General features: G+C 33.2%; 30 protein-coding genes. 11 read left to right on the forward strand and 19 right to left on the reverse strand.

The features are described from left to right. Positions 1 to 182 precede the first annotated feature (182 nt). Positions 183 to 935 (forward strand): glucose 1-dehydrogenase, encoded by a 753-nt coding sequence (locus K6T82_RS00785; RefSeq protein ID WP_223704121.1) that lies wholly within the window; start codon positions 183 to 185, stop codon positions 933 to 935. Between the two features lie 70 nt (positions 936 to 1,005). Further along, entirely contained in the window at positions 1,006 to 1,587 is a 582-nt protein-coding gene (locus K6T82_RS00790; protein WP_223704122.1) for a TetR/AcrR family transcriptional regulator, read from the forward strand. An 85-nt stretch (positions 1,588 to 1,672) separates the two neighbouring features. Here the strand turns inward: K6T82_RS00790 and K6T82_RS00795 are convergent, their stop codons facing one another. The 9 genes from K6T82_RS00795 to K6T82_RS00835 all read right to left on the reverse strand — a co-directional run bounded on the left by K6T82_RS00795 (position 1,673) and on the right by K6T82_RS00835 (position 8,329). Further along, the gene (locus K6T82_RS00795; protein ID WP_223704123.1) at positions 1,673 to 2,731 is read right to left on the reverse strand and encodes a nucleoid-associated protein; all 1,059 of its coding nucleotides are present in this window, start codon (positions 2,729 to 2,731) and stop codon (positions 1,673 to 1,675) included. 43 nt (positions 2,732 to 2,774) lie between these two features. Beyond that, positions 2,775 to 3,134: a four helix bundle protein gene (locus K6T82_RS00800; protein WP_223704124.1), complete on the reverse strand. Its 360-nt coding sequence runs from the start codon at positions 3,132 to 3,134 to the stop codon at positions 2,775 to 2,777. Positions 3,135 to 3,252: 118 nt separating this feature from the next. Further along, positions 3,253 to 3,795, reverse strand: coding sequence for a plasmid pRiA4b ORF-3 family protein (locus K6T82_RS00805; protein ID WP_223704125.1), 543 nt, complete (start codon positions 3,793 to 3,795; stop codon positions 3,253 to 3,255). Between the two features lie 191 nt (positions 3,796 to 3,986). Next, positions 3,987 to 4,580, reverse strand: a complete 594-nt coding sequence (locus tag K6T82_RS00810) for an HPP family protein (RefSeq protein WP_223704126.1) — start codon at positions 4,578 to 4,580, stop codon at positions 3,987 to 3,989. A 53-nt stretch (positions 4,581 to 4,633) separates the two neighbouring features. Next, a complete protein-coding gene (locus K6T82_RS00815; protein ID WP_223704127.1) occupies positions 4,634 to 5,914 on the reverse strand; it encodes a chloride channel protein in 1,281 nt (426 codons plus the stop codon). A 372-nt stretch (positions 5,915 to 6,286) separates the two neighbouring features. Next, positions 6,287 to 6,676: an SMU1112c/YaeR family gloxylase I-like metalloprotein gene (gloA2, locus tag K6T82_RS00820; protein WP_160782056.1), complete on the reverse strand. Its 390-nt coding sequence runs from the start codon at positions 6,674 to 6,676 to the stop codon at positions 6,287 to 6,289. Next, positions 6,676 to 7,251, reverse strand: a complete 576-nt coding sequence (locus K6T82_RS00825) for a sugar O-acetyltransferase (protein ID WP_223704128.1) — start codon at positions 7,249 to 7,251, stop codon at positions 6,676 to 6,678. The genes gloA2 and K6T82_RS00825 overlap by 1 nt, the downstream gene beginning before the upstream one ends. A 3-nt stretch (positions 7,252 to 7,254) precedes the next feature. After that, positions 7,255 to 7,713: a YciI family protein gene (locus K6T82_RS00830; protein WP_223704129.1), complete on the reverse strand. Its 459-nt coding sequence runs from the start codon at positions 7,711 to 7,713 to the stop codon at positions 7,255 to 7,257. 157 nt (positions 7,714 to 7,870) lie between these two features. Further along, a complete protein-coding gene (locus K6T82_RS00835) occupies positions 7,871 to 8,329 on the reverse strand; it encodes a DinB family protein (RefSeq protein ID WP_223704130.1) in 459 nt (152 codons plus the stop codon). Between the two features lie 140 nt (positions 8,330 to 8,469). On the opposite strand from K6T82_RS00835, the gene K6T82_RS00840 reads away from it, so the two are divergent. The 8 genes from K6T82_RS00840 to K6T82_RS00875 all read left to right on the forward strand — a co-directional run bounded on the left by K6T82_RS00840 (position 8,470) and on the right by K6T82_RS00875 (position 15,037). Then, positions 8,470 to 10,623, forward strand: coding sequence for a TonB-dependent receptor (locus K6T82_RS00840; RefSeq protein ID WP_223704131.1), 2,154 nt, complete (start codon positions 8,470 to 8,472; stop codon positions 10,621 to 10,623). Between the two features lie 271 nt (positions 10,624 to 10,894). Continuing rightward, positions 10,895 to 11,515, forward strand: coding sequence for a hypothetical protein (locus tag K6T82_RS00845; protein ID WP_223704132.1), 621 nt, complete (start codon positions 10,895 to 10,897; stop codon positions 11,513 to 11,515). Between the two features lie 21 nt (positions 11,516 to 11,536). Further along, complete coding sequence (locus tag K6T82_RS00850) at positions 11,537 to 12,889, forward strand: histidine kinase (protein ID WP_223704133.1); 1,353 nt, start codon at positions 11,537 to 11,539, stop codon at positions 12,887 to 12,889. Then, the gene (locus K6T82_RS00855) at positions 12,889 to 13,215 is read left to right on the forward strand and encodes a 2TM domain-containing protein (RefSeq protein ID WP_223704134.1); all 327 of its coding nucleotides are present in this window, start codon (positions 12,889 to 12,891) and stop codon (positions 13,213 to 13,215) included. The genes K6T82_RS00850 and K6T82_RS00855 overlap by 1 nt, the downstream gene beginning before the upstream one ends. Next, a complete protein-coding gene (locus K6T82_RS00860) occupies positions 13,196 to 13,525 on the forward strand; it encodes a 2TM domain-containing protein (RefSeq protein WP_223704135.1) in 330 nt (109 codons plus the stop codon). The genes K6T82_RS00855 and K6T82_RS00860 overlap by 20 nt, the downstream gene beginning before the upstream one ends. Then, positions 13,516 to 13,833: a 2TM domain-containing protein gene (locus tag K6T82_RS00865; protein ID WP_420828323.1), complete on the forward strand. Its 318-nt coding sequence runs from the start codon at positions 13,516 to 13,518 to the stop codon at positions 13,831 to 13,833. Before K6T82_RS00860 ends, K6T82_RS00865 begins: the two co-directional genes overlap by 10 nt. A gap of 18 nt (positions 13,834 to 13,851) precedes the next feature. Next, a complete protein-coding gene (locus tag K6T82_RS00870; protein ID WP_223704137.1) occupies positions 13,852 to 14,232 on the forward strand; it encodes a 2TM domain-containing protein in 381 nt (126 codons plus the stop codon). A gap of 37 nt (positions 14,233 to 14,269) precedes the next feature. Continuing rightward, positions 14,270 to 15,037, forward strand: coding sequence for a LytR/AlgR family response regulator transcription factor (locus K6T82_RS00875; RefSeq protein WP_223704138.1), 768 nt, complete (start codon positions 14,270 to 14,272; stop codon positions 15,035 to 15,037). Between the two features lie 114 nt (positions 15,038 to 15,151). Here K6T82_RS00875 and K6T82_RS00880 read toward each other — a convergent pair whose 3' ends face one another. Together K6T82_RS00880 and K6T82_RS00885 are read right to left on the reverse strand one after the other, a co-directional pair. Next, the gene (locus K6T82_RS00880; protein ID WP_223704139.1) at positions 15,152 to 16,177 is read right to left on the reverse strand and encodes a COX15/CtaA family protein; all 1,026 of its coding nucleotides are present in this window, start codon (positions 16,175 to 16,177) and stop codon (positions 15,152 to 15,154) included. 15 nt (positions 16,178 to 16,192) lie between these two features. Further along, positions 16,193 to 17,626 (reverse strand): CCA tRNA nucleotidyltransferase, encoded by a 1,434-nt coding sequence (locus K6T82_RS00885; protein ID WP_223704140.1) that lies wholly within the window; start codon positions 17,624 to 17,626, stop codon positions 16,193 to 16,195. Between the two features lie 541 nt (positions 17,627 to 18,167). On the opposite strand from K6T82_RS00885, the gene yaaA reads away from it, so the two are divergent. Next, on the forward strand, positions 18,168 to 18,926 hold the full coding sequence (gene yaaA, locus K6T82_RS00890) for a peroxide stress protein YaaA (protein WP_223704141.1): 759 nt from the start codon (positions 18,168 to 18,170) through the stop codon (positions 18,924 to 18,926). A gap of 195 nt (positions 18,927 to 19,121) precedes the next feature. Here yaaA and K6T82_RS00895 read toward each other — a convergent pair whose 3' ends face one another. From K6T82_RS00895 to K6T82_RS00930, 8 genes are all read right to left on the reverse strand, one after another. After that, positions 19,122 to 20,708, reverse strand: a complete 1,587-nt coding sequence (locus K6T82_RS00895) for an MDR family MFS transporter (RefSeq protein ID WP_223704142.1) — start codon at positions 20,706 to 20,708, stop codon at positions 19,122 to 19,124. Between the two features lie 4 nt (positions 20,709 to 20,712). Next, positions 20,713 to 21,792, reverse strand: a complete 1,080-nt coding sequence (locus tag K6T82_RS00900; RefSeq protein ID WP_223704143.1) for an HlyD family secretion protein — start codon at positions 21,790 to 21,792, stop codon at positions 20,713 to 20,715. 12 nt (positions 21,793 to 21,804) lie between these two features. Further along, positions 21,805 to 23,127: a TolC family protein gene (locus K6T82_RS00905; protein WP_223704144.1), complete on the reverse strand. Its 1,323-nt coding sequence runs from the start codon at positions 23,125 to 23,127 to the stop codon at positions 21,805 to 21,807. Beyond that, positions 23,117 to 23,746, reverse strand: a complete 630-nt coding sequence (locus K6T82_RS00910; RefSeq protein WP_223704145.1) for a TetR/AcrR family transcriptional regulator — start codon at positions 23,744 to 23,746, stop codon at positions 23,117 to 23,119. Before K6T82_RS00910 ends, K6T82_RS00905 begins: the two co-directional genes overlap by 11 nt. Before the next feature lie 174 nt (positions 23,747 to 23,920). Further along, positions 23,921 to 24,634, reverse strand: coding sequence for a hypothetical protein (locus K6T82_RS00915; protein WP_223704146.1), 714 nt, complete (start codon positions 24,632 to 24,634; stop codon positions 23,921 to 23,923). A 10-nt stretch (positions 24,635 to 24,644) separates the two neighbouring features. Further along, positions 24,645 to 25,406, reverse strand: coding sequence for a tryptophan synthase subunit alpha (gene trpA / locus K6T82_RS00920; protein WP_223704147.1), 762 nt, complete (start codon positions 25,404 to 25,406; stop codon positions 24,645 to 24,647). Between the two features lie 155 nt (positions 25,407 to 25,561). After that, positions 25,562 to 26,299, reverse strand: coding sequence for a carbon-nitrogen hydrolase family protein (locus tag K6T82_RS00925; RefSeq protein ID WP_223704148.1), 738 nt, complete (start codon positions 26,297 to 26,299; stop codon positions 25,562 to 25,564). Positions 26,300 to 26,310: 11 nt separating this feature from the next. Beyond that, complete coding sequence (locus K6T82_RS00930) at positions 26,311 to 26,628, reverse strand: gamma-glutamylcyclotransferase family protein (RefSeq protein WP_223704149.1); 318 nt, start codon at positions 26,626 to 26,628, stop codon at positions 26,311 to 26,313. Positions 26,629 to 26,706 lie beyond the last annotated feature (78 nt).

Below are 26,706 nucleotides of genomic sequence, written 5' to 3' on the forward strand. Positions count from 1 at the left end.
CGAAATTTTACGATTTCTTTCGCTTATAAGTAAATAGTTAGAACCTCCGAAAATAAAGGCCTCCTAATTGAAACTTTTAATTTTAACTAATTTTTAACATAAATAATAACGGAACGATCGTTCCGTTATTATATCTTTGTACCATAATAATTGAATAATCAATAACTTAAAAATTAAATAAAATGAAAAATTTAGAAAACAAAGTTGCCATAGTAACAGGTGGAAACAGTGGAATTGGATATGCAGCTGCTGCCGATTTAGTAGCAAAAGGTGCAAAAGTAATCGTAACAGGAAGAAACAAAGAAGCTTTAGTAAAAGCAGAAGCAGAATTGAAAGTTACTGGAATCGTAGCCGATCAATCGGATTTAAAATCAATTGATAATTTGGTTGAAGAAGTAAAAGCAAAATTCGGAAAAGTGGATATTTTATTCTTGAATGCCGGAATTGCAGCTTTTGCTCCAGTTGATTCAGCTTCAGAGGATCATTATGACAGTATTATGAATGTGAATGTAAAAGGTGTTTATTTTACTGTTCAGAAAGTATTACCGATTTTAAATGACGGTGGTTCTATTATTTTTAATACTTCTATAAATGCTCATGTCGGAATGCCAAATTCGAGTGTTTACGCAGCAAGTAAAGCAGCAGTGTTATCTTTAAACAAAGTATTTGCAACAGAATTAGCGCCAAGAAAAATTAGAGTAAATGCGGTTTCTCCTGGGCCAGTTGAAACTCCATTGTATGGAAAACTTGGTTTGCAAAAAGAAGAAGTAGAAGGTTTTGGAGCTATTTTAGGTGAAAAGATTTTATTGAAACGTTTTGCTCAATCTGCTGAAATTGCAAAAACAGTTTCGTTCTTAGCTTCTGATGATGCGTCATTCATTACAGGAACTGAAATTGTGGTTGACGGCGGACTTACTGTAAATGCTGTTGTATAATTTTTTTGACTGATTCAGGAACGATTGTTCCGTATTTTTGTATCTTTGTAAAGAATTTAATTTGAATGTCATGGCTAGAACGAAAGAATTTAATGAAGATCAGGCTTTAGATAAAGCAATAGAGATTTTTTGGCACAAAGGCTACAACGGAACTTCGGCTCAGGATTTGGTGAATCATTTAGGATTAAGCCGTTCGAGTTTGTATGATACTTTTGGCGACAAGCAAAAGCTTTTTGTTAAATCATTAAAAAGGTATCAAAAGCAAAATCACGATGTTTTAATAGAACTTTTAGAAAATGCTCCAAATATAAAAACGGCTTTTACCGAAATCTTTAAACAAGCAGTTATAGAAAGTCTTCAAGACCGAATTACAAAAGGTTGTTTTATGGTAAATTCATCCGTTGAATTGGCGATGCATGATCCTGAAATTGCAAAAATTGTTCACGACAATCAAAAAACAGTCGAAGATATTTTTTCTAAAGCCATAAAAAAAGGGCAGGATTTAGGACAGATTTCTGATAAGCAAGAAGCTCGATCTTTGGCTCGTTTTATCTTTAATAACTATTCAGGAATTAGAGTTTTAGCAAGAACAGGCGAGAGAGACAAACAAGTTTACGATGATATTTTAAAATCGATTTTCGCGTTGTTTTAGAAAATCAATTGCAAAAAAAACAGCAGTTACAATTGTAGCTGCCGTTTTCTGTATTAATAAGTAAGTAATGGAAAATGAAAACTTCTTAGCTTTTCTCTTCTTTGTTGAAGTAAACTAAGTAGTAATACATTTGTTTTTCTTCATCCCAGCCTTTTTCAACAAATTTTTCTGCGCTTTCAGGATTAATGAAATCCATTTTAATCTGAATATGAGTATCCAAATTAATTACGTTTTTAATCGATTTTCTAGCGTCAGAAACTGCTGCGTTGGCAATAGGGAATGAGGTAACATCTTCGATGCTGTATTTTTCTCCTTTATCAACTTTATAGTTTTTAAATTCAGGAATCAAATCAGGATTGTCTAGTACTTCATTCAAGAAATTCTGCTCTTCAAACTGATCATTTTTAGCGAAATAATTCACAGATCGGTTCATAAACATTACTTCCTCTTTCTTGTCTTCTGCTGGCAAAACAACGTCTTTTGCGAAGTTTTGACAGAATTTCAAATATTTTTTAGTGATGAAATTTTCATCTTCAAAAGCATCAACAGATAAAAAGTGCTCTAACCAGTAACGCGCGTCATAACGGTTGCTGTCTACAGTTAAGATTTTGTATCCTTCTTCTTTTTTGTAGTTAAAGATCAAACATCCTTTATCTAATTTACTCAAGTTGATTCCTTGTTGTAAAATCATTTCAAGGTTGCTTCCGTTTTCTTCAAACTGTAAAAAGTCGGCTTGTAATTCGCTTTTAAAAATTCCGATTGCATCAACAACGTTGTTATCAATACTTAGGTTTGTCAAATACGTTACATAAACCTCACCGTTTTTAATGTGTGGGTGATTTGACTGCTCGTATAAATGTTTTGTGATTTTTTTAGAAACCTCATGAACGCTTGTAGGATTAGCAAAAATCTCAGTTGCAAATTTAAACATGTCGTTGTAGTCCAAGTCCACTTCATGTGCAAACTGATAATAGTTTTCTTCTTTTTCTCTAAAAGGCTTAAAGAAGAATTCTTTAATCAAAGGCACAATCTCATCATTCAAATTAAATGGTTGCTCTGATAAAAAAATAGCCTCATTACGGCTTTTGTTTCCTACGCGATGTATCGCAAGGGTATCGATGTGGGTGTTGAATAAGTTGATCATTTTTTTCTAGGTTCAGAGGTGCAAAGGTTCAGAGGAACAAAGGCTACTTGCGATCTTTTACTTTTCTTATAAAAGAACTCAACATTCGTTCTATCTCCCTGCTGTCACCAAATATTTTATTAAATTGATTTTCAGTTAAAAATTTTAAATTAAAAGAAATCTCCAGTTGTGTTTGTATTTCAAATAAGGATGACATAGAGATATTCAAAAATCGTAAATAATCACTGTCTCCATCTCTTCCATAACCTTCCGCAATGTTGCTGGGAATTGAAACTGAACTTCTTCTAATTTGTGAAGTTAATCCGTAGATTTCTTCTTTAGGAAATGATGCTGTTAATTGGTAAATTTCTGTAACAAAGGCCATAGATTTTTGCCAGACAAAAAGACTTCTAAAAGTATTCATATTTTTTATATTCAAAAGTAAATTAAAATATAAAAGTAAGAAAAATATTAAATTTTTAAAATCGCTGGATTTTAAAAACCCTCTGAACCTTTGTGCCTATGCAGCTTTGAGCCTTTGATTAATTCCAATTTTCCTCAAACCCATAATCTTCGAAGCTATCATCGCCTTCGAACATATCAAGATCGTCTTCGTCTAGGTCGTCTTCAAATTCTCCGTAGATATCGTCGTGCATGTCATCAGCTTCAAAGCTTTTTTCGATAGCGTCTGCAGGCATTTCACCATGAGAGTATAAAGTTTCTGGGTAAGTAACTCCAACTTGTTCATCTTCTACAGCAGCCAATTCAACCAAGAAAGTCCACATGCTGATGAAATCATAAACGTAGATAATCTTTGTATTTTCTTTGTCTAAAATACTAGATAACGGATAATCGTTCATGGTTCTCATTTCGCCAGGAACATCTCCTGTATCGAAAAGCGGAATTTCATCTTCTTGATTCCAAGTATCATCACAAGTATAAAATGAAGCCACTTCTGATCCGTCAAAGCCAAAAGAGTTGAAGATTGCATTGTGTAAATCCTCAAGGGTATCTTCCTCAAGAATAGCAATGTCTCTGAAAATATCTTCTTCGGCGTCTAGAATAACTCTAAATTTATAAACCATAATCTTTGTTTTTATTGAGAGGTCAAAGGTAAAATATAAAAAATGAAATACGAATCACGAATCGTGATTTGTTGAAAAGATTTTAGAATGTTGATTTTTAATAGTTTGTCAGGCTGAGCGAAGTCGAAGCCCTTTTTCCAATTGGAACGCCCTTCGACTTCGCTCAGGGTGACATTCGATAAAACAAAAAATTACTTTCTCGCCAATCTTTTTCGAATTTTATGATAATGTTTGTGGTAATTACTAGGATAACTTCTGCTCGGCGTCATGTTATTAAAAACCAAAGCGGTTAAAAGTAAAATCAGAACTCCTGTAAAAACTGGAGAAAGCACATACATATAACCTAAAGCTTTTACTTTTTCTGTTCCGATAACTGCGATTAAAGCTGTTGCTCCTCCGGGTGGGTGAAGCGTTTTGGTAATCTGCATTAAAATAATGGCAATTGAAACTGCTAAAGGCGCAGCAATCCACATAATATCTGGAACCAATTTGTGAACCGTAACTCCAACAAGTGCTGAAATTACATGTCCGCCAACTAAATTACGCGGTTGAGAAAACGGACTCTGAATAATTCCGTAAACCAAAACACTCGATGCTCCAAAAGAACCAATAAGATAAACTGCATCAGGACCGGAAAAATGTATGGATTGTACATAAGCCAGAATTCCAATTCCGACGAAAGAACCTAAAAAGGACCAAAAGTGCTCTTTATAATCAATTAAAGTTTCTTTGTAAAGGATGTAACGTGTTTTGCGATAGCTTCTTCTTATTTTTTCAGTTGGCATTGTGGTGGTATTTATTTTGCGTGTTATGCTTTTTAATGTACTTTGCTCTGAGATTATTTAATTAAACTTGGAGAATAACTGTAAACGGTATACGGATAAATTGTTTTTGCAGTATATTTTGAAATCAAACAAACTACCAAAATTGGAAAAAACAAAGTATAATCGTTTGTAAGTCCGCAAACTAAAAATATTGCTGTAAAAGGGGCGTGAATACTAGCACTTAGAACGGCCGCCATTCCGATAATCATAAAGTTAACCGGAATTACATTTACATGGAAAAAGCTGTTTAAGATAGAAGCGACTAATAAGCCTAAAAATGCTCCAATGAACAAACTTGGTGCAAAAACACCTCCGTCGCCTCCAGAAGCCAATGTTATAGAAGTAACAATTGGTTTTAGAATTAAAATTCCGATAAAGGTTAAGGCTAAAGTTATAGTCAATTGCATTTGTGCAGCTCCTCCAAAAATTCCTTTAATAGCATGATAACCTTCTCCGTACAATTGCGGGAACATAAATAATGAAGCACTTAAAACAATAGACCCTAAAATGATTTTGTAATAATGTGTGTCGATTTTACCGAATTGTGATTTAAAGAATAAAACGCAACGTGTTAAGTAAACCGAATTCATTCCTGCTAAAATTCCTAAAAGAATGAAGTACGGAATTGCTTTTAGATTCCAAGTTGCAATTGAAACAGCAAACAATGGTTCTTCTTTTAAAATGGTCAATAAACCAAATGCGATAGAAACTGCAATTAAATTTGAAATTACAAATGCACGAGTTACTTTTCTAGAAATAACTTCAAAAGCAAATAAAACTCCCGCAATCGGACTGCTGAAAAGTGCTGTAACACCAGCCGCAACTCCTGCACAGATTAATTCTGTTTTATATTGACGGAAAACATTTTCTTTTTCGTGAGCAACAGAACCAATTGTTGCTGTAGCGACAACGGTAGAAACTTCGATTCCTGTAGAACCTCCAAAAATAACCGTTAATAATCCGTTGATGAAGTGAGATGGAATTTTGTAAGAAGGAAGATTTTTTGATTTTGATGCTGTACTTTCAAAAACTTCTTTGATTCCTTTGTTTTCTTTTTTCTTGAAAAGATATTGTCTTAAGAAATAAATTACTGATAATCCGAAAACTGGAAATACGATGTAGAATATTGGGTGAACCGAAACTTCATGAAAGAAGATTTCTTCGTAATACTCTGTTATTTTTTTAAGTGAAATTCCGAGGAAGGCTGAAAGAAAGCCAATTAAAATAGAAACAATAACTAATTTTCGGAATTTGATTAATTGATGATTTTTTTTGATTTGCGCCGTTTTGTTCATCACTATAAATTTGAAGATCCGCATTTTTTTTCTGCGGGTTACAAAATTAAGCATCAAAATCGGTTTTTTCTAGGAAATATTCATTTTAGTGTGTTAAAACTGATATAAACAGGAAAAATCTTTCTTTTTTTGTTAAAAGGAACAAAGGTTCAAAGTTACAAAGTTACAAAGGTTTTTTGAATTGGTTCCACCTTTAGCTGGATGTAGGGTAAATAAAAAGAAGGGCTTTAGCCAAACAATACGTTATTTGCCTAAAGCCCTTCTCTCAGGTTATATTTATTCATCCAGCTAAAGGTGGACGCAATTCATAGAAAATTATTGCTGCAAACCTCTGTCCCTCTGTTCCTTTGTAACTTTGAACCTTTGAAAAACCTATCTCTCATAGAATTCTATTGGCAACAAATCTGGATCGGCAATAAAAGTAAAACGTTTTTCTGTCGTTTCATCAATTCTGATTGGCTCAGATTCTATGTTTTTTGAAGTTAAAAAAGCAATGGTTTCTTCCAGATTAATTACTTCAAAAGCCAAATGACGCAAACCAACAGCTTCTGGTCTTGAAGGTCTTTGTGGCGGATTTGGGAATGAGAATAATTCGATAACATACGAGCCATTTAAAGCCAAATCTAATTTATAAGACTGGCGTTCTTCGCGATAGATTTCTCTAATTATCGTTAAACCCAAAATCTGAGTATAGAAATATTTCGATTTTTCGTAATCGGAACATAAAATGGCAATATGATGGACTTTATTAAGGGTAAGCATTATTTTTCTGATTCAGGTTCTGGATTTAATTTTCGAATGACTTTCGCTGGATTTCCAACTGCTAGTGAATTGTCTGGAATATCTTTTGTAACAACAGATCCAGCTCCAATAACACAACCTTTTCCGATGGTTACTCCCGGACAAATAACCGAATTTCCGCCAATCCAACAATCGTCGCCAATGGTTACAGGATAAGCATTTTCTAATGTTTTTCTCAATTCAGCGTCAAGCGGATGAGAAGCAGTGTAGATTTGAACATTTGGTGCAATAAACACATTCGATCCGATATTTACCGGTGCACAGTCCAAAACGACACAATTTACGTTGAAATAAACGTTTTCTCCGCAGAAAATATTATAACCATAATCGCAATGAAAAGGAGGTTCGATATACAAACCAGCTCCAGCATTCGGAATTAGTTCTTTTAGAATCTCTTTTGCTTTTTTGGTAACTCTGTATTCTTTTACGTTTAAGGTGTGCAGTAAATTTTTAGCATTTCTGCGTCCTTTAAACAATTCTGGATCAAAGGCGTTGTAATATTCGCCAGAGATCATTTTTTCTTTTTCTGTTTTCATATTTTACATTTTCGTCTTGGCAATTTTATCATGCATTTTCGGGATTTCCTGTAAAGCTGCGGTGCAATACCAAGGCGTTAATTCGGCTTCAAGTAAATTGGCTTTTATTGCAGGATCGGTTGCGACAAGTGCTTTGGCCTCGTCAATGGTCTCTACATTAAAGATGTAAATGCCACGATAATTTCTATCATTTTTCATGAAAGGTCCAGCTACAACGAGTTTTCCTTCTTTGGCTAATTTCCCAATGTTTGCCATATGACCTTCAAATAGTTTTTTGCTTTCTTCTTTTGAAACAGTTGTATTGCTTCCAGATTTTAAGAGACAAAAAACATATTTCTTCATTCCGTATTCGTCAGCGTGAAGCGATTTTGCTAAAGCTTCATCGTATTTCGCTTCGGTTTCTTGTGAAAAACCGATTGTACTGAAAAGTAAAAATGCTAAAATAAAAATGGAGTTTTTCATATAATGTTTTTTTATTTTAACACATAGAAACATAGTTGTAAAACGTGTTGAAGGCATTTCATTTGCATATATTCACATAGCTATGGGTAAAATCTAGATTTTCTAAATATTCTTTTCTAGAAATAAAAAATCTATGTTTCTATGTGTTTAAATTAAATTAAAGCAATTTCTTCAAAATAACAATCTGTCCTAAATGGTAAACGTCATGCTGAATAATTCCATGAAGATGTTCATAATAAGTATGACCGTTATTGACATAGATTTTGGCTAAATCAGCATCATCAAAAGTTTCAAAAAAAGTGTTCCAAGAATCTTGAGATTTTGCCAATGTTTGGAGTGATTGTTCCCAAGCTACTTCAGAAGGATCAATGACAGGAACAAAATAATTATGATCAGGAGTTGTAATTACTTCTCCTTGCATGCGCTCTAAAATATTTCTTCTCCATTGAATCAAATGATTCACTATTTCCCAAATTGTATTCAGGTTTGGATTTATTTTTCTGTACGCTTGCTCAGCGGTTACATTTTGTAAAGTGTTGGCTAGATTAACTTCCAACCAAGGATTTCCATTATAAATGGATTGATATAAATTTGAAATTCTAGTACTTTCTGACATAGATGGTAATTTTTTGGAATTGCTAGCTAAGATACAAATAAGTTCATTTACAACTCATCCTTAAAATTCTACAATTGGGTTATTATATATTTTTTAACAGGAATTGTTAAAATACATTTGCTTCATCAAAAACCAATATCATGAAAACCAGAATTACTTTTATTTTATTATTGTTAAGCACTTTTACTTTTGCCCAGAATATTATTTCAGGAAAAGTAACAGATCCAAAAGGGAAACCAGTTGTAGGTGCCAACATTTATATTGACGGAACTTACGATGGAGCTACAAGTTCTGAAACGGGAGAGTTCTCTTTTGAAACTACCGAAACTGGAAATAAATTTTTAGTAGTAAGCTTTCTAATTTTCGAAACTTTCAAAACCGAAATAGATGTTGCTAATTATAAAAATCAAATCATAAAACTGCGAGAAAACATGAATGCGCTAGATGCAGTTGTCATTACGGCAGGAACGCTAGAATCTGGAGATAAAGCAAGAGTTTCTGTCTTAAAACCTTTGGATATTGTAACAACTGCTGGTTCTGCTGGAAATATTGTCGCTGCTTTGCAAACTTTGCCAGGAACACAAAGTGTAGGCGAGGACGGACGTTTATTTGTACGTGGAGGAGAAGCAAACGAAACGCAAACTTTTGTTGACGGAATTCGTGTTGCACAGCCTTACGGCGCTACAACTAATAATTTGCCAACAAGAAGTCGATTTTCTCCTTTCTTATTTAGCGGAATCGCTTTTTCTACGGGAGGGTATTCTGCAGAATATGGTGAGGCTTTATCGAGTGTTTTGCTTTTAAATACACAAGATGAAGAAGATCATGAAAAAACAGATATCGGATTTATGACGGTTGGATTGAGTTTAGGAAATACACAAAAATGGAACAAAAGTTCTTTGAGTGTTAATATGATGTACGTTAATCTAGCACCTTATCAGGCAGTTATTCCTCAAAACGTAGATTGGAATAATCCTTATCAGTCTTTAGGAGGTGAAACGGTTTACAGATATAAGTTTACAAACGGTATCTTCAAATTGTATGCTTCTTTTGATTCAGAAAAATTCGATTTAAACCAAAAGAATGTCAATTTTGAAAACCCAATCAGAACGGATATGAACAATAATAACTTCTATTTGAATTCGTCTTACAAAGGAAGTATTGGACCAGGCTGGCAGCTAACATCTGGAATCAGTTACGGTTATAGTAAAAATAAATTGAAATATGATATTACAGGAATTGACAGTCAGGAAAATGCAGCTCAGTTAAAACTAAAATTATCAAAAAAGGTGTCAAACTATTTTAGATTGTCTTTTGGTTCTGATTATTTCATTACCAGATATAATGAAGATATTGCTAGTACGACAGCTATTCAAAACGGTTATGACTCTAATATCTTTGCATCTTATGCAGAAGGAGATATTTCGTTTTCTACAAAATTGGCTTTAAAAGTAGGTTTAAGATATTCGAACAATAGTTTGTTAAATGAAAATAATATTGCACCGAGAGCTTCATTAGGTTATAAGCTTTCAAAAGCTAGTCAGTTTTCTTTTGCCTACGGAGATTTTACGCAGACACCGGTTGTAGATTACGTTAAGTATTCAAAATACCATCAGTTCGAGAGCGAAAAAGCAAGACATTATATTTTGAATTATACGTTTTCAAAACCTGGGCAATTACTGAGAACAGAGTTGTATTATAAAGATTATAACAACTTGGTTCAATACGATACGAGAGATATTCAATACAATTCGGTTTTCAATAACAATGGATCAGGTTACGCAAAAGGATTCGATTTGCTTTGGGGAGATAGTAATCTGTATAAGAACTTAGAATATTGGATTTCTTATTCTTACATCGATTCAGAAAGACAGTATAAAAACTTTCCAAGTATGGTAACGCCAAGTTTTGTTGCCAATCATAATCTATCTGTTGTAACAAAATATTTTATTACAGACTGGAAATCGCAAATTGGTTTTACAAACAGTTTTAGTTCAGGACGTCCGTACAACGATCCAAATCAAACACAATTTATGAATGGAAAAACAAAATCATACAATAGCTTGAGTTTCAACTGGGCCTATTTATTAACCACTCAAAAAATCCTTTATTTCTCGGTTTCCAACCTTTTAGGAACAAAAAATGTTTTCGGATACGATTATGCAAGAAATCCAGATCCAAGCGGAGTATATCAAAGACAAGCAGTAATTCCAACCGCAGACAGATTTTTCTTCGTAGGTTTCTTCTGGACGATCAGCCAGAATAAAAATGAGAATCAGTTGAAGAATCTTTAATTAAAGGGACAAAGGTTCAGAGGCTCAAAGGTGCAAAGGCTCTCTAGAATTAGCAAAGAAACCTTTGCCACTTTGTAACTCTGAACCTTTGTAACTCAAAAAGAAACAATTCAGTAACCAAAATCAACAACTCAGTATCATTTAATTTTATAAGACTAAAAACCGACATACTTTTGAAGTATAAATTAACAACCAGAGTTTTAATCATCAACAAAAGAAAAACTCAGAATCTTAGAATCTCAGAACCTTAGTAACTTTAAAAAAAGAAATCATGACCAAAATTATCACCATTATTACATTGTTTATTTGCAGTTTATTATCTGCTCAAACACAATTTGAACAAGGAATGACAAAAGCTTTCGGGCTTTGGAAAGAAGGAAAAAACACAGAAGCTTCTCAATTATTTGAAAGAATTGCTGCTGCAGAAAAAAACAGCTACTTGCCAAATTATTACATTGCTTTAATTAATACAACAGCGGTATTTACAGAAAAAGATAAAACAAAAATAGATTTGTTATTGACAAAAGCGCAAGATGCCTTAGATGCTGAAATGATAAAAGATCAAAGTAATTCAGAATTGTACGTAATGCAGGCTTTAATCTACACTGGATATGTTGTAGCAGACCCAATGACAAACGGAATGAAATATTCTGGAAAAGTTATGGAGGCTTACGCAAAAGCAAAAGCATTAGATCCAAACAATCCGAGAGCCGTTTTTGGTGAAGCTGATTATCAATTAGGCGGTGCAAAATGGACGGGAGTTGATACAAAACCTTTATGTGCACAAGTTGATAAATCTATTGAACTTTTTAATAATTTTAAACCAGCAACTCCTTTTTCTCCAAAATGGGGATTAGAAAGAGCTTTGGAAATTCAAAAAACTTGTAAATAATAATCCTATAAGCAGTATATAATGAAAGAAAGAACATTTACCGATCTAAAAAGTGGAACAATAGTCTGTTTCAAGATTTCTATGATCTTTGCCGTAATATTTTCAGCTTCTTTAGGAGATGATCTTAATGTTAGAAATGTTCTTTTAACTTTTTTTATAAGCTGTTTGTATTCCTTTGGATTAGGCTTTGGTAACGGATTTCTAAATGTACTACTAGATAGAAAATGGGACTGGCTGGAGCAAACAAATCTTAGAGTTTATTATGGGATTTTGGTGACTGTTTTGTATACCGTGCCTGTAGTTTTAGCCATCAACTATTTCATTTTTGTGGTACTTCAAGATGTGAGTTTAGAAGTGTTTTTTGGAGGAAGAATGGTATGGGTTCATCTTTTTTATATCATCTTATCTTTGGGAGTTTCCACTTTTTTGCAAGCGAGAAGTTTCATGGTAAAATGGAAAAAAGCTTCAAAATTTGAAATAACACAACAAAAAATTATTGCAGGAACAGCGAGTGCAAAATTTGAAAGTCTAAAAAATCAGATCGACCCACATTTTCTTTTTAATAGTTTGAATGTTTTAAGTTCTTTAATTGAAGAAAATCCAGATAATGCACAACGTTTTACCACTTCTTTGTCTAAGGTTTACCGATATGTTTTAGAACAAAAAGACAAAGAATTGGTTTCTGTTGAAGATGAATTATCGTTCGCAAAAACCTATATGAACCTGCTGAAAATGCGTTTCGAAAATAGTTTGTTTTACGAATTACCAACAGAAAATAGTAATCCAGATGCAAAAGTGGTACCGCTTTCTTTGCAGCTTTTATTGGAGAATACGGTAAAGCATAATATCGTGAGCGAACAAAAACCGCTTCATATTAGAATATTTATTGATGGAGATTATTTAGCAATACAAAATGATTTTCAGAAGAAGGAAGTTCTGCAAGATAGACAAGGTGTAGGATTGCAGAATATTGTAAATCGATACGGAATTATAACGGATAGAAAAGTGAAAATTGACCAGGACGAGAAAAATTTCACAGTTAGAATTCCAATTTTAACCAAACAAATTACAGTTATGGAAATGAGTGCAGAATATACAGACGAAGCAAAAGCATATTATAGAGCCAAAAAGAGAGTAGAAGAATTGAAAGGATTTTATGGAAATGTAATTTCATACCTATGTGTAGTTCCGTTTCTGGTTTTTATCAACCTAAAATATTCGCCAGGATTTCAATGGTTTTGGTTTTCTGCTTTAGGCTGGGGATTTGGAGTTGCCATGCATGCTTTTAAAGTTTTTGGATACAGCTCAGACTGGGAAGAACGAAAAATCAGAGAAATTTTAGAAAGAGATAACAAACAAAAAACGTGGAAATAATGACTGAAAAAGATTTTACTGAAGCGGATCGTTATTACGACGCTCAGAAAAAGGTAAAAGAAATAAGAGGATTTTACGAGCATCTGACCGTTTATGTTTTGTGCAATCCGATTGTAATTGTGGTCAATTATATGGTGTCTCCAGAATACCTTTGGTGGATTTGGTCGGTAATGGGATGGGGAATAGCAATAGTTTTACACGGGTTGAAAGCCTTTGAATTTCCACCTTTTTTCAATAAAAAATGGGAGGCTAGAAAAATTCATGAACTTTTAGAAAAAGAAAACAAACGCAGACTTGAAAGTAATCATGGAAACAAATTTGAATAGCGATCAGGAACTAGCTATTTTGAAGGAACTGGCTAGTAAAAAAGTAAAACAGCTGAAAGGTTTTTACAATCATTTGTTTGTGTATGTTATCGCAATGATTGTATTTCTTCTAAAAGAGTATACCAATCTACCATTGCAATTTTTTCCAATAAAATATATCAATTGGGTAGTAATGATTATTTGGTCGGCGGTAATATTAGGCTCGGCAATCGATTTGTTCGCATCGTATAAGATTTTCGGGCAGCAATGGGAAGAACGTAAATTGAAAAGTATCTTAGAAAAAAAATATAAAAAACAAAAATGGGAATAATCATGGAAAGGAAATTAAGCGAAGAAGAAAGATATATTCAGGCTAAAAAGAAAGTCGAAAATATAAAAGGTTTTTATGGAAATTTGGTTTCTTACATTTTAGTAAATGCCATTTTAGTTTTCATAAACTTATATACATCGCCACAATATTTATGGTTTTTCTGGCCGATGCTATGGTGGGGAGTTGGTGTTGTTTTTCACGGATTAAAGGTTTTCGAGGTTTTTCCTGGAATGGGAAAAGACTGGGAAGAAAGAAAAATCCAGGAATTTATGGAGAAAGAAAAAGAGAATAAAAATAAGTGGCAATAATTATTAAAAAAATATACAATGGGACGTTTTAGAAGACAGATGTACGAAGAATATGCAAACCAGCATTCAAACGAATACAGCAATGACGAAAGTTACAATGCTGCATACAAAAAAGTGAAAAAAATAAAGGGTTTTTACTCGCATTTGAAAGTTTTCATTATTGTAAATTTGATCATTATTGTATCGAGTTTAACGAGAGATAATTTGCATGGAGGAATTGATTTCAGCGGTTTATCACAATGGCATACCTATTCGACTGCATTTTTTTGGGGAATTGGTTTAGTAGCGCACGGCTTGTCTGTTTTTGGATCAGATTTGTTTTTTAGTTCAGATTGGGAGCAAAAGAAAATTCAAAAATATATGGATAAAGACGCCGAAAATAAAAATAAATGGGAGTAGTTTTGAATTAGTATTTTTTCAAATTTCACAGTAGTAAATGATCACTTTAATTATAGAAGACGAAAAACCAGCGGCAAGATTGCTGCAAAGAAAACTTGAAAAGTTAGACGTAACCGTAGAAACAATGCTTCATTCTGTTGAAGAATCTGTTGAATGGTTTGAGAATAATCCGCATCCTGATTTGATTTTTCTGGATATTCAATTGTCAGATGGTTTGTCTTTTGAAATTTTTGAAAAAATAGACATAAAAAGTGCCATCATTTTTACAACGGCATATGATGAATATGCTTTAAAAGCATTCAAACTAAACAGTATCGATTATCTTTTAAAGCCAATTGATGAAGATGATCTCGAAACTGCGGTTTCAAAATATAAATCAAGAATTCCTAAAGCTACTGCCGAAACATCAAATCTGCAATTAGATTTTGAACAGATTCGTCAAATGCTGTCCAATCCTTTTGAGAAAACCTATAAAAAGAGATTTACAGTAAAAATAGGGCAGCATTTAAAAGTAATTACCACTGAAGAAATCGAATGTTTTTTCAGTGAAAATAAAGGAACTTACATTCATACATACGACAATCGCGATTACTTAATCGATTCTACTTTGGAGATTTTAGAACAGGAACTCGACAAGAAAGAGTTCTTTCGCGTAAGCAGAAAATTTATTGTTCCGCTAAAAGCAATCAAAGAAATTCAGGTTTACACCAATTCTCGTTTAAAAGTTATTTTACCAAGTTACAAAGAAGATGAGGTAATTGTAAGCCGTGAAAAAGTTCAGGATTTTAAAAGTTGGTTGGGATAGATTTTTTTTGTTAGAAGAAAGAAGAAAGATGTGAGATGAAAGAGCTTCATGTACGACATATAAAAAAAAGGGACGAAAATTTTCGCCCCTTTTTTTTTATCTAAAATCTCTTTATTATTTACTCAATCTGTGCAAGGTAAATGTCATCGCGCTCAAAAGGAAAAATGCCATAATCTGGTGAATTAATCCTAAAGCCAATGGTACGCTATATAATAAAGTGAATACTCCAAGTAAAAACTGAATGAAAACAAAAACAACTAATAAGTTAATTCCATTCGCCTGAGTTGTAGTAAGCGTATATTTTTTGCTTTTGAAGAAAAGGAAAAGAATAATGGCAACTACTACATAAGCAAAAGTTCTGTGTACAAACTGAACACCACTTTTTCCTTCAATTAAATTTTTGATTAAAGAAGATTGTTCAATAAAAACCGACTCATGAATAAATTCTCCATCGCTCATTAAAGGCCAGTGATTGTGAATTAATCCAGCATTCAAACCCGCTACAAATCCACCATAAATAATTTGGATCAATAAAGCTACTAAAGCAAAACGAGCAATTTTACGAAGTGGTAAAATCTTATTGATATTTCGTTCCGGATAAATCAAATCTAATGCTACCCAAAGCGTATAAGCAAAAGTAATAAAGGCAAAAGTTAAGTGTAATGAAAGTCTAAAATGGCTTACATCTGGATTGTCAATTAATCCGCTTCTTACCATAAACCAGCCTAAGAATCCTTGAAAACCTCCCATCGCCAAAAGAACGATGCATTTTTTGATGGTATCTGTGTCTAATTTCTTTTTAGCTAAAAAGTAAACAAAAGGCACAAAGAAAACCAAACCAATAATACGGCCGATAAAACGGTGAAACCATTCCCAGAAATAAATGAATTTATAATCGGCTAATTGAAAATCGTTGTGAATGTTGATTTTTTGGTATTCAGGGAATTTCTTGTATTCGTCAAAAGCAGCTTGCCATTTTGACTCGGTTAAAGGCGGGAAGGTGTCGGTTACCAAATGCCAATCGGTCATAGATAAACCTGAATTAGTTAAACGTGTTATGCCACCTACGACAACCATTAAAAATAATAAAACACAACCCGATAGTAACCAAATGATTACTGATTTATTTTCTTTTTTCATTTTATTAAATAATACTTATTTCTCAACTTTTTTTAAGCCTAACTTTTCAGCTCTTTTAATCACAAAATCGTAAGCCGCTTGATATTCATTTGGAATATCTCCTTCTAAAATGGCTTCTTTTACAGCCTCTTTTAAAATACCAATTTCTCGAGAAGGTTTCAAATCAAACATTTCCATAATTTCTTCTCCTGTAATTGGCGGTTGAAAATTACGAACCTGATCGCGTTCTTCGACTTCAACTATTTTTTTGCGAACCAGTTCGAAGTTTTTGTGATATTTCTTGAATTTAGCAGGATTTTTGGTTGTGATATCCGCTTCGCATAAAGTCATTAAATTTTCTACATCTTCGCCAGCATCAAAAACCAAACGACGAACTGCACTGTCCGTTACAATATCTTGCGCCAAAACAATCGGACGAGAGCTCATAATAACCATTTTTTGAACGAATTTCATTTTATGGTTCAAAGGCATGTGTAAACGTTCGAAGATTTTCTTCGCCATTTTTCCACCAAGAAATTCATGACCGTGAAAAGTCCATCCTTGTTTTTTGGTGAAGCGCTTTGTTGGCGCTTTTCCAATGTCATGCAATAAAGCAGACCAGCGCAACCAAACATCATCAGTATTTGGGCAAATGTTATCGACAACTTCTAGCGTATGATAAAAATTGTTTTTATGGGTATGACCTTCAATTTCCTCTACCTGATTCAACGCTGTCAATTCAGGTAAAATAATATCTAAAAGCCCAGTTTTGTATAAAAGTAAAAATCCAGTTGAAGGTTTATCCGTCATGAGGATTTTGTTTAATTCATCAACGATTCTTTCGCCTGAAATAATTTTGATTCTTTCTGCATTTTTTGTGATGGCATTCAATGAATTTTCTTCGATTTCGAAATTCAATTGAGTCGCAAAACGAATCGCACGAAGCATTCGCAAAGGATCATCAGAATATGTAATGTCTGGATCCAAAGGCGTTTTGATTGTTTTGCTTTCTAAATCTGTTAAACCATTAAATGGATCTAAAAGATCTCCGAAATTATTTTGATTTAAAGAAAGTGCGAAAGCATTGATCGTAAAATCACGACGATTTTGATCATCTTGTAAAGTTCCGTTTTCAACAATCGGATTTCGGCTGTCGCGGCTATAAGATTCTTTTCGTGCACCAACAAATTCAATATCGGTATCTTCAAAACGAAGCATTGCTGTTCCATAACTTTTAAAAACCTGAACTTTTGGTTTGTTTGGGAGCAAATCTGAAACTTTAAGTGCTAATTCAATTCCGCTTCCAACTGCTACAACGTCAATATCTTTTTTAGAACCTCGGTTTAAAAGCAAGTCACGAACAAATCCGCCGATCACGTATGAGTCAACGTTTAATTCCTGAGAAGCTTTCGAAATAATATCGAAGATTTTGTTTTGTAAAGCAGATTTATAATTTGTTTGTACAGCCACGAATTCACTAATTTTTTGAGTAAAAATGCAATTTGAATTTCAGACGAAATAAATTGCACGCAAATTTACAACATAGAAAATGCCTATTATAATCTATCGCTCACTTTTTTGAAGAATTTAATAGTTTTTGATGTTGATTTTTGTGAAAATTGGAAAAGGGTTGCCACGAATTACGCGAATTACTTGAATTTCTTTTTTTCTGCCACAGATTAAAGGATGAAAAAACTTGATAATATTTGTATAAGAATAAATTATGTATTTGTGCAGGTAAATGATCTACCACAAATTACACAAATTAACACAAATTTATTTTTAATAGTTCAGATTTAAAATGATTCAGAATCTTTGTAAATCTTATATCTCGATCACTATAGAATGACAATTAATTTAGTCAATGTACGGAAGATTAATTTGTGTTAATTTGTGTTAATTTGTGTAATTTGTGGTTAAAAAATATTTATGCGGAAATAGAACAAATCAATTGCGATAATCTATTTTTAGAAATGCAATTTGTATTTTTGAAACATACAAAAACGTACAAATGAAAATTGTTATATCTCCAGCGAAATCATTGAATTTCGAAAAAGAATTACCAACATCTCAATATACAGAACCGTCTTTTTTAAAAGAAGCAAGAGTGGTTCATAAAGTAGTAAAACAAAAAAAGCCATCTGAATTATCAGAATTAATGTCGATTTCAGACAAACTAGCCGATTTAAATTGGAAAAGAAATCAAGATTGGAAAACACCTTTTACGCCAGAAAATGCACGCCCTGCAGTTTATACTTTTGATGGCGATGTTTATACGGGTTTAGATGCTTATACCATTCCGTTAGATAAATTAGAGGTTCTGCAAGATAAACTTCGAATTTTATCTGGACTTTACGGACTTTTAAAACCTCTAGATTTAATGCAGGCATACCGCTTGGAAATGGGAACTAAAATGCCAGTTGCAGAATCTAAAAACCTACACGAATTCTGGAAACCAACAGTTACAAAAGCTTTAAACAAAGAATTGAAAAAAGATGAGTTATTTGTGAATTTGGCAAGTAATGAATATTTTTCTGCAGTTGATGTAAAAGCTTTAAAAGTACCCGTTATTACGCCAGACTTTAAAGATTACAAAGACGGAAAATTAAAAATGATCAGTTTTTTTGCTAAAAAGGCGAGAGGTATGATGGTTCGTTATATAATCGACACAAATGCTGAAACTATTGATGATCTAAAAGGTTTCAATTACGAAGGATATCAGTTTGATGCGAATCTTTCAAAAGGGAATCATTTGGTTTTTACGAGATAGATTTTTTGAGGTTCTAAGGAGCTAAGATGCTAAGGTTCTAAGTTGCTAAGATTCTGAGTTTTTAAAAGAGCCGGAGGCTCGATGCATATTGTATGCAGGGATTTCAATCCCTGTGGATTTCGAAGAAATCAATAAAAAACAACGCCGAATTCAATTAAGAATTCGGCGTTTTTGCGTATTATAAATCTATTATTATTAATGCATTGCGTCGGCTGCACTAATTTTGTTCTTTCCTTTTTTAATGAAAAGGATGATAGGAATACAGCATAAAAACATAATTCCTAGATACATGAAAATATCCATGTAGGCCATTACGGTACTTTGTTTCATTATAGAATATTCTATTGCCTGATACGCTTTTTTCAAAGCAACATCTGCGCTATATCCTTTAGCCATAAAGGCGTGTTGCATTCCTGCAATACGTTGTTGTACGTCAAACTTTGCTGGATCTAAATTGTTTATTAAATCTACTCTGTGCGACTGACTGAAACGAGTAATAAAAGTGGTAATAATTGCAATACCGAAAGATCCGCCTAACTGACGCATCATTCCTGTAAATGCTGCTCCTTCACCAATTTGTTTTCCTTTCAAAGTAGAAAGAGAAAGTGTTGTAATAGGTACAAAAAGTAATCCTAGACCGATTCCTCTTAAAATTAAAGGCCAGTACATATGTTCAACTCCGGTGTCTGGTGTCATACGGCTGTACATCATAAAGGTAAAGAAGAAGAAAACTAAAAACCCAACTCCAACCATGTAAGCTTGAGGAACACCTTTTTGGATCATATTTCCAACAAATGGCATCATAATCGCGGTTGTTATCGATCCCGGAATTAATAATAAACCGGCATCAGTTGCTGTCCATCCTAAAATAGACTGCGTATAAATTGGTATAATTAATGTCGAACCATATAAACCAAAACCAAGAATGAAACACATTACGGTTCCGATTCTTAAGTTTCCGTCTTTTAAAACACTTAAGTTCACGATTGGATATTTATAAGTAAGCTCTCTCCATATAAATAATACCAATCCAAGAACTGTTACAACACTTAAGGTTACAATTAAAGAATCGTTAAACCAGTCATCTTGCTGTCCGTGTTCTAGTACGAATTGTAACGAACCGATAAAGGCACTCAACAAAATAATTCCCCACCAGTCAACCTGATTGGCTTTTAATTTTTCTCCATATTTTGGACTTCTAACAAAAGTTAAAGCCAAAATAGTTGCAATAATTCCTAACGGAATGTTGATGTAGAAAATATAAGGCCAAGAATAATTATCAACCAAATAACCTCCTAAAGGTGGTCCCAGAGTTGGTCCAACAATTACACCCATTCCGTAAATCGCTTGCGCCATTCCACGTTTTGCCACAGGGTAACTTTCTGTAATAATCGTCTGGGCTGTTACTAGAAGCGCTCCACCACCCATACCTTGTACGAATCGGAAGGCTACTAGTTCCCATATATTTGTGGCATTACCACACAAGAAGGAACAGACTGTAAATATTATGATCGAAGCCACAAAATAATTTCGTCTTCCAAATTGCTGCGATAGCCAGCTCGTCATCGGAATTACAATAACATTCGCAATTGCGTATGCTGTAATTACCCATGCAACATCGGTCAAGGTAGCACCAAGACTCCCGCGCATGTCTGTTAGTGCAACGTTTACAATCGTCGTGTCAACAATCTCCAGCAATGCACAAAGTACTGCCGTAATCGTAATGACAACACGTCTGAAACCGTATTCTACTAAATCGTCATCTTGTACTGCTGTTGCCATTTATTTATTTTACATGTACATCTACATCAACGTTCATTCCTGGGCGTAATAATTTTACTTTTTCAGGATCGTTAGATTGATCTAAACTAATTTTTACTGGTAATCTCTGAATTGTTTTTACGAAGTTTCCTGTTGCGTTATCAGGAGGTAACAATGAAAAACGAGATCCTGTTGCAGGAGAAAATGATGTTACAATTCCTTTGAATTCGTAGTTTGGATAAGCATCAACTTTTAAGCTTACTTTTTGTCCAACAACCATTTTGTTCAATTGCGTTTCTTTAAAATTAGCTACAACCCAAGCTTCGTTGTTGTTGATGATGTAGAATAAAGATTGTCCTGGCTGAACCAATTGTCCTGGCTGAATATCAACTTTAGAAACCTGACCGTCAATTGCAGCAGTAACTACAGTATAAGAAAGATTTAAGTGAGCAACATCAAGCATAGTTTTTGCTTTTTTAATGTTTGCTGCAGCAACTTCTGTTTGTTTGTCTGAAACTTTAGATTTTGACTGAATAACAGACTTTTGGTAAGAAGTAGCTTTTTGTTGTTGTTCTAAAACACGTACTTGATTTTCAGCTTCGTCTTTTGCTGCCTGAGCTTGCTCAAATTGCTGTTTTGTAATTGTATGTGTTTTGTACAAGTTATTGTAACGGTTAAAATCGTTTGTTAATTGTCTCAATCTAATTTTTGCACTTTCGATAGAACCGCTTGCAGATCTCATTTGAGCATCTGAAACAGATATGCTTGCATATGCACTTCCAATATCAGCTTTTGCAGCTTCGTATTGACCTTCAGCTCCTAGTAATGCAGCATTAGCTTCATCAATCTTCAATTGATAATCTCTCTTGTCGATAGTAAATAAAGTATCTCCTTTTTTTACATAATCATTATCTTTCACATAAACTTTGCTGATATATCCAGAAACTCTCGGGATAATCGGATTCATTTTTTTCTCGATCTGAGCATCATCTGTTTCTTCGTGTGCTTGACCGTGTAAGTATTTAGATATTCCGTAAGTTCCTCCCAATAAAACCATTACGGTTAGTATGATGATGAATTTTTTATTTGTCTTTTTCTTTTCCATGAGAGCTATCGATTATATTTTAGAAAGATTGAATGATTGTGATAATTGTCCTGATACTGAAAGTAATTCGTAGTATTTTTGAATGATTGTTGCTTTAGATACAGCGGTATTAATTTTGGCACTTAAATGTTCAACATCTGCTTCAACTAAATCATTAGTATCAGCAAGACCATTGTCGAACTTGTCTTTTACCAGTCTGTAATTTTCAGCAGCTTGCTGAAGAGCTTCATTGTAAACCACACTTTGGTTGATTGCTAAGTCATAATCTTCAAGAGATTTTTGAACTTCAACTTTAATACGGTCTGTCATAATAGCTTCAGTATTTTTTACTTCCAAAGCTCTACTTTCTGCCTCTTTTACGTGTGCACTGTTTTTTAAGATTCCAGATAAATCATAAGATAAACCTAAACCAAAATTCATTGCATATTTTACTGTAATAATATCTTTAAGATCTAAAGCAGTATAGCCTCCAAGTAATGAAAGAGTTGGGTAGTAAGCCGCTTTTGCAATTCTAATATTGGCTTCAGAAGCTTTAGATTGCAAACGAATTGCTTCTAAATCTTTTCTACTTTCAAGTGCCAATGCATCTGTTGTTGGGGCATTGTTTGTTTTTAAATTAAAGAAATCATCTTCGTTAACTTGAAGCTTTGTTTCTGGAGCTAATTTAAGTAAAGTTGTTAGATAAAAATTGATATTGTTTAAGTTGTTAGTAGCTTCGTCAATAGATAATTGAGTTTTTGAAACTAATAATTGTGCTTTCAACAAATCATTTCTCGGAATAATTCCGTTTTTTTCTAATTCAGTAAAATCAGTAACACGCTGTTTAGCGCTTTTTTGATTTTCGTTTAAAACATCCAAAGTTTTTTGTGCTTTGTATAAAGCTGTGTAATAGGTGATTACTTTTAAAGCAACATCTTCTTTTGTTTTTTCAGCAGTAGCGGTTTCTGCTTCATACATGCTGTCGTAAGCATCAATACTGCTTTGAATTTTAAATCCTGCGAAAATTGGTAAGCTTAAATTAGCCATTCCAAGCATTGCGCGATCTGGAGAAGCTAGAGTAGCAGCACTTTCACCTTCGTTGTGCATGTCAATCGAAGCTTTAGTAAGGCGCTGATATTGTCCAGAAATTTTAAGATCTGGATACTGATTGTTTTTTACGGTTTTTAACTCGTACATTTTTGTGTTTACCTTAGTATTGGCAAGTGTAACCTCGTTACTTTTTTCCCACGCCATCTTCACGGCTTCGTCTAAGGTTAAACTTGTTTTTTCTTGTGCTTCTATTGAAGATATTCCGATAAAGAAAACTCCAAAGAGCATTAATTGACTAATTTTCATAAACAAGTAGCGCTTTTATAGTTTGTTGAATGTGCTTTGTAAGATCGTTTTTAATGTAATTGTTAAACTTTTCTTCTGTTTTTAAATCCAATAATTCTTCGAAGAAAGAGCGATTCATGTGAAAGTGAAAAAAGGTTCCAATAATCGTTGGTGTAATAAGTTGGATATTAATATCCTTTCTAAAAACGCCCTGCGCTTGTCCTTGGTTGATAATGCTTTCAACAGATTTTAAGTTTCCTTTTTTTAATTCTGTAAAAGCTTGAAGACTTTTTTCTCTCTTTTTGTTGTAAAGTTCAAAATGTAACACTCTGTAAATCCCCTTGTTAAGGCAAATTCTGTTAATGTAAATTTCGATTAATTTATTGACTTTTTCAAGCGGTTGAAGATTTTCCTGCAATAAATTTTCAAGTTGTAATTTTAGATCAACAGTTTTGTAGAAAATTAGGGCTTCCAGAAGCCTTTCTTTTGAACCAAAATAATACGAGACCATGGCAATGTTGATTTTTGCCTCTTTAGAGATATCTCGTATCGATGTTCCTTCAAATCCTTTCTCAGAAAACAGCTTTTCAGCAACGTTAAGAATCTGAATTTTTTTATCGTTTAATTCGATGTCTGACATGGTATTGTTTCTAATCGAATGCAAAATTAAACACTTGTTTAATTTAAACACTTGTTTAATTTTATTTTAACATAATATTAACATAAAACGGTTTCGATATTTGTGGTTTTGAAATTGTTTCTAAAGCATAAAAAAGCCTGAAAAACTAAGTCTTTCAGGCTGTTTGCTTTCAATTTAATTCTTTGGTAATTTCACTTGCTTAAAAATACCAATATTAGAAAATGATAGAATATCAGTTTTGTTTTTTGGTGTCAGATCATATCTGATATTAGAAATAATTTCATCTTTTGGTGATAGTTTTAGATCTTCAATAGATATTGTAGAGACAATACTAGAGCTTTTCGTTCTAATGAAAATATTTGTTTTTTTGAATTTTAAAATATCTAAATGTTCAGGTTCAAAACTCACAACGTCATTTAAATTATAAAAGAAAATACTATCGCGAGATTCTTTAAATGTTTCAAATTGATATCTTTTATAACCTTGATTTTTAAATGTAAAACCTTCATTTTGAAAAATCTTAGTTTTAATTTTAATGCCTTTTTCCTCACTATCCTTAATTTTTAATGGTATAAAGGTTTTGTTAGGAGCTATTTGATCATCAAGTTCTTCACAGTCAACACCAGAAATATTTTGTTTTGTGGGAATGGTTTCAAAATATTGAAAAGGTAATGATTCTACATTATTGATATCAAATACTTGAGTTGAATCTAAAATAGTATATCCAAATATGTATGAATCGCGTCCCCCCCAAGCATCATATTTATAAATAACTTTAGAGGAATTTTCAATTTTTTGAACAAATAATTCTGAAATCTTCCAGCTACGGTCACAACTCATATTCAAGAATAAGGATGCAATAATTATGAAGATTTTAAAATATTTCATTTGAATTTATTTATCGAATCTCCCCAACAAATTCAGCAATTTTCCCACTTCCGTTTTCTGCTAAATGCTTAATAAAAGCACTTCCGATAATAGCACCTTTTGCATATTTTGTAGCTTGATTGAAAGTTTCTTTATTTGAAATTCCGAAACCAACAATTTGAGGGTTTTTCAAATTCATGTCGGCAATTCTTTCAAAATACGTTTCTTGAGTATCACCAAAACCAGCTTGAGATCCTGTAACGCTTGCAGAACTTACCATATAAATAAATCCGTTTGAAACGCTGTCGATAAAACGAATACGTTCTTCTGACGTTTGTGGTGTAATTAAAAACACATTAATTAAACCGTATTTTTCGAAAATTGCTTTGTATTCGTCTGCGTAAACATCAACTGGAAGATCTGGAATAATCAGACCGTCAATTCCGATTTCCGCACATTTTTGGCAGAAAGCTTCAACGCCGTATTGTAACATCGGATTAAAATATCCCATAATAATCAACGGAATTTTTACGCTTTCGCGGATGTTCTTCAGCTGATCAAAAAGAATTTGTGTTGTCATTCCGTTATGAAGCGCCGTTGTGGAACTTGCCTGAATGGTTGGCCCGTCTGCCAAAGGATCACTAAAAGGAAGTCCGATTTCAATTAAATCAACTCCGTTTTTTTCTAAATCCTGAATCATCTGCACCGTATCGTTTAAGTTCGGATATCCGGCAGAAAAATAAATAGAAAGTATCTTTTTATCTTCTTGTAATTTCTGAGTTATTCTGTTCATTTTAATATCTTTTTATCCTAACAGGTTTTAAAAACCTGTTAGGTATGTTTATTTATGTTGTAGTTTTTACTCCTGCAAGGTTTGCTAAACCTTGTAGGTTTCTTATTTTACGTAATTCAATTATACCTACAAGGTTTTGAAAACCTTGCAGAAACCTAAAAAGTTACGATTTTACTCGTCCAATCATCGCCTTGTTTTTCAACAAGCAGTAATCCTGAGTCAGAATCATTCATTTGAGCAACTAATTCTCCTTTATTATTCCAGAATGCACTTTGTCCTGCAGAAGGCGAACCCCAAGATTCTCCGCTGAAATTAGACATCAAAACATTCATTTTGTGTTTTTGAGCGTAGTTTTGTAAATCTATATATGCATTAGAAATTCCGTTTGGCGAAAAGAATATACTGGCAATATAAATATCAGTATTGTTTTTAGCTGCACTTTCTGCATGCAACGGATTATCTATATCAGCGCAAATTGCAAAAGAAATGTTTTGATCTTCAATTCGAACCATCGGATTATAATCAAAAGAAGATTTGAAAAATTCATTTTCGCCTTCATGCAAAAATTGCTTGGTGTAAATAGAAACCGAGTCGTCTGGAGAAATCACAAATTCACCAATAAACATTTCGGATTCTATCAGAATAGGAGCACCGGCAACAATGATTATATTATGTCTAGCAGCCAATTCTTTTAAATGATCAATTCTGTAATCGTCTTTTGTAAAAGTTAATGCTGCAGCATTTTCTCTTTCGTAACCAGTAATTGACAATTCTGGAAAAGCAATCAAATTGGCACCATTTTGGACAGCCAATTCGATAAGCTTATAATGATTCAATAAGTTAGAAGATATATCTCCGCGTTTTGGTTTTGTTTGCGCCGTAGCTAAAATCATTTTATAATTCGTTAATTTTCAATGTAAATCCAGGCAGTTTCTCCCGAATGTAATGTGACTTGAACTCTCCTATAAGCATTCGATTCGAATAGATCTACTTTGGCCAAATCTGCATTAGAAATAGTGAAAACTACGCCATGAATAGTATCTGTAGAATTTTCACTTGCTACAGCCACAACGTAATCGGCCATTCCAAATTCTTCTTCAATTTTTAAGCTTTTGAGTTTGTAACCCATTACTTGGTCTGCAGTACCAATTAATATTTTATTAAAAATTTGTCTTTGAATTTCTTTTGATCGTAATGTTCCGTATGAGAATAACTTTTCCATAATTACTATTTTCTCGTTATTTGTTGAGTTTTGAATAAATCTGATTCGTTAAAGCAGATTATTCAAAAGTATAACTTT

Origin of the sequence: Flavobacterium potami (genome assembly GCF_020026915.1) — a bacterium.
GTDB lineage: Bacteria > Bacteroidota > Bacteroidia > Flavobacteriales > Flavobacteriaceae > Flavobacterium > Flavobacterium potami.